Source organism: Arthrobacter sp. Y3225116, assembly GCF_059091245.1.
The window spans coordinates 1-5,348 of record NZ_JBNHGL010000198.1 but is presented as its reverse complement, the minus strand read 5'-3'; the positions used below and the strand labels follow the sequence as shown (position 1 = coordinate 5,348).

The 5,348-nt window shown below is 69.7% G+C and carries 7 protein-coding genes; 1 reads left to right on the top strand and 6 read right to left on the bottom strand.

What is annotated here, in order from left to right:
* Positions 1–97 precede the first annotated feature (97 nt).
* Positions 98–949: a response regulator gene (locus AC5RV2_RS14215; protein ID WP_494092866.1), complete on the top strand. Its 852-nt coding sequence runs from the start codon at positions 98–100 to the stop codon at positions 947–949.
* 56 nt (positions 950–1,005) lie between these two features.
* Here the strand turns inward: AC5RV2_RS14215 and AC5RV2_RS14210 are convergent, their stop codons facing one another.
* From AC5RV2_RS14210 to AC5RV2_RS14185, 6 genes are all read right to left on the bottom strand, one after another.
* Positions 1,006–1,824 (bottom strand): HpcH/HpaI aldolase/citrate lyase family protein, encoded by an 819-nt coding sequence (locus AC5RV2_RS14210; protein WP_494092865.1) that lies wholly within the window; start codon positions 1,822–1,824, stop codon positions 1,006–1,008.
* Positions 1,821–2,414, bottom strand: a complete 594-nt coding sequence (locus tag AC5RV2_RS14205; RefSeq protein ID WP_494092864.1) for a MaoC family dehydratase — start codon at positions 2,412–2,414, stop codon at positions 1,821–1,823. Before AC5RV2_RS14205 ends, AC5RV2_RS14210 begins: the two co-directional genes overlap by 4 nt.
* Positions 2,411–3,064 (bottom strand): CoA transferase subunit B, encoded by a 654-nt coding sequence (locus AC5RV2_RS14200; RefSeq protein WP_494092863.1) that lies wholly within the window; start codon positions 3,062–3,064, stop codon positions 2,411–2,413. Before AC5RV2_RS14200 ends, AC5RV2_RS14205 begins: the two co-directional genes overlap by 4 nt.
* A gap of 10 nt (positions 3,065–3,074) precedes the next feature.
* On the bottom strand, positions 3,075–3,851 hold the full coding sequence (locus AC5RV2_RS14195; protein WP_494092862.1) for a CoA transferase subunit A: 777 nt from the start codon (positions 3,849–3,851) through the stop codon (positions 3,075–3,077).
* A gap of 27 nt (positions 3,852–3,878) precedes the next feature.
* Positions 3,879–5,042 carry an acyl-CoA dehydrogenase family protein gene (locus tag AC5RV2_RS14190; protein ID WP_494092861.1) on the bottom strand — a complete coding sequence of 388 codons (1,164 nt, stop codon included), beginning with the start codon at positions 5,040–5,042 and terminating at the stop codon, positions 3,879–3,881.
* A 2-nt stretch (positions 5,043–5,044) separates the two neighbouring features.
* Positions 5,045–5,348 (bottom strand): acyl-CoA carboxylase biotin carboxyl carrier protein subunit (locus tag AC5RV2_RS14185; RefSeq protein WP_494092860.1); only part of this gene is annotated, 304 nt, incomplete at its 5' end.

Sequence of the window (5,348 nt, the reverse complement as noted above, 5' to 3'; positions counted from 1 at the left end):
CTGCCCGGGTGGCGGCCTCGGCCTCCGGCGGCGCCGAGTTCACGGTCACGTTCTCGCCCACCCCGCCCAACGCACGCGCGCAGGGAGTTCCGGTCCCATGAGCCAGATCCGCACGGTCGTCATCGACGACGACAAAGAAGTTGCCGGGGTGCACACCGGCTTCCTGCTGGCCCATGGCGCCTTCGACGCCGTGGGCACCGCGTACACCGGGGCCGAGGGCCTGGCCATGGTCGCGGCGCTTCGCCCCGAACTGGTGCTGCTGGACATCCACCTGCCGGACATGAGCGGCATCGAAGTCCTGCGCGCGGTCCGGAACCTTCCCGGGGAACCTGTCGACGTCATCGCGATTACTGCGGCACGCGAACTGGACACGGTGCGGGCCGCGATGGCCGGCGGAGTGCTCCACTACCTCGTCAAGCCGTTCAACGCGCGGGTTCTCATGGAGCGGCTGGACGCCTACGTGGAACATCGCCGGCAAATCAGCGGCAGCGACGACTCCGCCGTGCTGGACCAGGACGGCATCGACCGGCTGCTCGCGCCGCAGCTCGATGCCGGCAGGGAGTCCGCCCGGCGGGACGCGGACGGAACCGCTAACGGCCCGGCGCCCCGCAGTGCCTCGGGCGCACCCCGGCTGTTGCCGCGCGCTGCCGCCGCCTCCGGAAGCGACGCCGGCCGCACCGCGCTTTCCGCCATGGCGCTGTCCGGCTCGGGGGCCGCGGGCCCGCTGCCCAAGGGCCTGTCCCTGCCCACCCTGGAGGCGGTGATCGCCGACCTGAATGCGGCCGGCGCGGCCTCCTCTGCGTCCGAGGTCGCCGGGCGGCTGGGCCTGGCCCGGGTCAGCGCGCGGCGGTACCTGGAGTACCTGGTCTCGCGCGGCGAGGCACGGATCACCCCGCGGTACGGGGCAGCCGGCCGGCCGGAGAAGTTTTACGTCCCGATCAGCCGTTAGGGCGGGGCTGCCGGTCCCGAGCAGGCGTCAGGACGGGCCTACGTCCCGATCAGACGTCAGGACGGGGTTTGCCCGGCCCGCCGCAGGATCTGCTCCGCGTGCTTGAGGACCGGCCCGTCGACCATTTGGCCGCGGAACCGGAAGGCCCCGGATTCGGTGGCGGCGGCGGCCAGCAGCGCGGCCGCCCGGTCGGTTTCCTCCTCGCCCGGACGGTAGGCGGCCCGCACCACGTCGGCCTGGCTGGGGTGGATGATGGCCTTGGCCGCGAAACCCGAGGCGACGGCGTCCTCAGCCTCGGCCGCGAGCCCGCCGAGGTCCGGTATGTCGAGGTAGACCGAGTCGATGGCGGCCTTGCCGTAGGCGCCGGCGGCGAGCAGGACCTCGGCACGCGCCTGCCGGGCGACGTCCCGGTAGGTTCCGGACGCGAACCTGCTGGAGCTGCCGCCCAGTGAGGCGACCAGGTCCTCGGCCCCCCACATCAGCGCGGTGACGTTCGCGCAGCGTGCCAGCTCCGCGGCGTGCAGCACGCCCAGCGCCGTCTCGCACAGGGCCACCACCGAGTACTCCCCGAGGCCGACGGCAGCCGCCGCGTCCTCCGCCTTGGCCAGCATGATGGTGCGGTACCCGGACCGCCGGACGGCGTCCAGGTCCGGCCCATGGTCGGCGGTGCCGGCCGCGTTGACCCGCACGATCGTCCGTTCGGGGTCCAGCGGGTTGTCGACGATGGCCGCCCGGGCCGCCGCGCGGTCGCCCGGGGCAACGGCGTCCTCCAGGTCCAGGATCACCGCGTCGGCGCGTGCGGCCGCCTTGCCGTACCGGTCCGGGCGGTCCGCCGGACAAAACAGGATGGCCGGCCCCATGGCGAAGCCGGTCATCGGATTCCGTCCCCGGGCCGGCCGTCCCACAGTTCGGCGTCGGCCGTTTCCGAGCCCGCGATGGCGTGCGCGTGGCCGTCCTTGGTCCACATCAGGCAGCTGCGCGTCACCGTGGCGACCACGTCCCCGTGCTGGTTCCGGCCGGTATGGTGCATGGTCACCACGCCGGTGCCGGGCCGGGACCGGGACAGCCGCTTGTCGGTGACCACCGTCTCCGTGTACAGCGTGTCCCCGTGATAGAGCGGGTGCGGGAACGTCACGTCGGTCATGCCCAGTTGCGCCACGATCGTGGACTGGGTGAGCTGGCCGACGGACTGGCCCACGACCGTGGCGAGGGTGAACATGGAATTCATCAGCCGCTGGCCGAACGGCTGCTCCGCCGCCCACGCCGCGTCCAGGTGGAGCGCCTGGTTGTTCATGGTGGCGGTGGTGAAGAAGACATTGTCCGCCTCGGTGACAGTCCGGCCCGGCCGGTGCGCGTAGATGACATCCGCTTCGATCTCCTCGAAGTAGAGCCCGCGCTGGATGATCACTTTCTGCGCCCCGGCGGCTTCCGACGGCGTGGCCGCCGCCCCTGCATCGGTGTTCACCGGGCACCCGCCTGGTACTGGTCGACCCGGAGCTCGGTGCCGGTGGCGGCCACGACGTCCTGCACCTCGACGCCGGGGGCCGTCTCGCGCAGCACCAGTCCTTGCTCCGTGACGTCGATGACCGCCAGGTCGGTGATGATGGTGTCCACGCAGCCCCTGCCCGTGAGCGGCAGCGTGCATTCGGTCAGAATCTTGGGATTCCCGTCCCTGTCCACGTGTTCCATCATGACGATCAGCCGTTTGGCACCGAAGACCAGGTCCATGGCACCGCCCATGCCCTTGACCATCTTGCCGGGGATCATCCAGTTGGCCAGGTCTCCGGTCCGTGACACCTGCATGGCGCCGAGAACGGCCACGTCGACGTGCCCGCCCCGCACCATGCCGAAGGAAGCGGAGGAGTCGAAGATCGCCGCTCCCCGGTTGAGCGTCACCGTCTCCTTGCCCGCGTTGATCAGGTCCGGGTCGATGTTGTCCTCGGTCGGATAGGGGCCGACACCGAGGAGCCCGTTCTCCGAATGCAGGATGACTTCCACGCCGTCCGGGATGTAATTGGGAATCAAGGTGGGCATGCCGATGCCCAGGTTCACGTATTGCCCGTTTTCCAGTTCCCGGGCCACCCGGGCGGCCAGTTCGTTGCGCGTCAGCGCCATGGCGTGCTCCTTACTTCCCGGTCTCGGTGTCTTGGCCGGCCAGCCGCACCGTGCGTTTTTCGATCCGCTTTTCCACTTCCGGCGCCACCACCACCCGCTGGACGAAAATGCCGGGGGTGTGGATCTGCTGGGGGTCCAGTTCGCCCGGTTCCACGAGTTCCTCGACCTCGGCGATCGTGATCTTGCCGGCCATGGCGCAGAGCGGATTGAAATTCATGGCGGTCACGTGGAACACCAGGTTGCCCAGCCGGTCGCCCTTCCACGCATGCACCAGTCCGAAGTCCGGCCGCAGGGACTCCTCCAGCACGTAGTCGGCCCCGCCGAAGCTGCGGACCTCCTTCGGTTCCGACGCCTTGGCCACCGCGCCGTCGGCGTCGTACTTGCGCGGCAGCCCGCCCTCGCTGACCTGGGTGCCGACCCCGGCGGCCGTATAGAAAGCGGGAATCCCGGCACCGCCGGCCCGCAGCTTCTCCGCCAGCGTCCCCTGGGGGGTCAGCTCCACTTCCAGCTCGCCGGCCAGGAACTGCCGGGCGAACTCCTTGTTCTCGCCCACGTAGGAGCTGATGGTGCGCCGGATCCGGCCGTCGGCCAGCAGCACGCCCAGCCCCCAGTCGTCCACGCCGCAGTTGTTGCTGATGGTCTCCAGGTCGGTGGTGCCGGCGTCGTGCAGGGCCTGGATCAGCGCCACCGGAATGCCGCACAGGCCGAAGCCGCCCACGGCCAGCGAGGCGCCGTCGGGAATGTCCGCCACGGCCTCCGCGGCGGAAGCTACTACCTTGTCGATCACTGCGTCCTCCTTAGCCTGCGCGGTCCGTCACAGCCCCAGCTCGCGGGCGATGAGCATCAGCTGCACTTCGGTGGTCCCTTCCCCGACCTCCAGGATCTTCGAGTCACGGTAGTGGCGCGCAACCCGGAATTCGTTGATGAAGCCGAAGCCGCCGAAAATCTGCGTGGCATCGCGGGCGTTGTCCATGGCGGCTTCGCCTGCCACCATCTTGGCAATCGCGGACTGCGTTTTGAAGTGTTGGCCGGCGAGCATCCGGGCGGCGGCGTCGTAATACGCCAGCCGCGCCGTGTGCGCGCGGGCCTGCATCCGGGCGATCTTGAACTGGATGGCCTGGAAGGAGCCGATGCTGGTGCCGAAGGCCTGGCGCTCCTTGGCGTAGCGCACCGCTTCGTCCACGCAGCCCTGCGCAGCGCCCGTGGCCAGCGCGGCGATGGCGATCCGGCCCTCGTCCAGGATTTGCAAGAAGTTTGCATAGCCCCGGCCGCGGCGGCCCAGCAGGTTCTCTTCCGGGACGCGGACATTGTCGAGGGTGAGCGGATGCGTGTCGGAGGCGTTCCAGCCCACCTTGTTATAGGCCTTCTCGGCGGTGAAGCCCGGGGTGTCGGTGGGGACCAGAATGGTGGAGATCTCCTTCTTCAGCGAGCCGTCTTCGCGCTCGGAGGTGCCGGTGACCGCGGTGACGGTGACCAGCCGGGAGATGTCGGTGCCGGAGTTCGTGATGAATTCCTTGTGCCCGTTGACCACCCACTGCCCGTCCACGAGCTCGGCCCGGGTCTTCGTGCCGCCCGCGTCCGATCCCGCCTCGGGTTCGGTCAGGCCAAAACCGGCGAGCGCCTCGCCGCTGGCCAGCATGGGCAGCCACTGTTGTTTCTGGTCCTCGCTGCCGAAGCGGTAGATGGGCATGGCCCCCAGCGAGACCCCGGCCTCCAGGGTGATCGCCACCGATTGGTCCACCGCACCGAGTTCTTCCAGCGCCAGGGCGAGCGCGAAGTAATCGCCGCCCATGCCGCCGTACTCCTCGGGGAACGGGAGCCCGAACAGTCCCATTTCGCCCATCTGTGCCACCACTTTGTACGGGAAGCTGTGCTCCTCGTCGTGCTTGGCGGACACCGGGGCCACCACCTCGCGGGCAAATTCCCGCACGGTCTCCACCAGGTCCTGGTAGTCCTCGCTCAGTGAAAAGTCAGGCATGGTCATGCCCCTTTCTGTTCAGGTTCTTCGGGGACAGGATCCGCTGCCCGCACGACGGCGACGATCTGGCCGGCCTTGACCAGGTCGCCGGGCTTGAGGTTGATGCTGGCCTCGCCGGCGATCGCGGCGCTCAGCTGGTGTTCCATCTTCATCGCTTCCACCGTCAACAGCGGCTGGCCGGCCACCACCCGCTCGCCGTTGGCCACCGCCACGGACGTCACCGTCCCGGGCATCGGCGAGCGCACCTCGGGTGATGCCTCCCCCTCGGCCTGGCGGACCCCCGCGAGGGCATCGGCGAGCCGCCGC

Excerpts from the sequence above, each read along its gene's own strand:
- AC5RV2_RS14190 (WP_494092861.1), bottom strand. The coding sequence starts at position 5,042 with ATGCCTGACTTTTCACTGAGCGAGGACTACCAGGACCTGGTGGAGACC.
- AC5RV2_RS14200 (WP_494092863.1), bottom strand. The coding sequence starts at position 3,064 with ATGGCGCTGACGCGCAACGAACTGGCCGCCCGGGTGGCCCGGGAACTG.
- AC5RV2_RS14215 (WP_494092866.1), top strand. The coding sequence starts at position 98 with ATGAGCCAGATCCGCACGGTCGTCATCGACGACGACAAAGAAGTTGCC.
- AC5RV2_RS14210 (WP_494092865.1), bottom strand. The coding sequence starts at position 1,824 with ATGACCGGCTTCGCCATGGGGCCGGCCATCCTGTTTTGTCCGGCGGAC.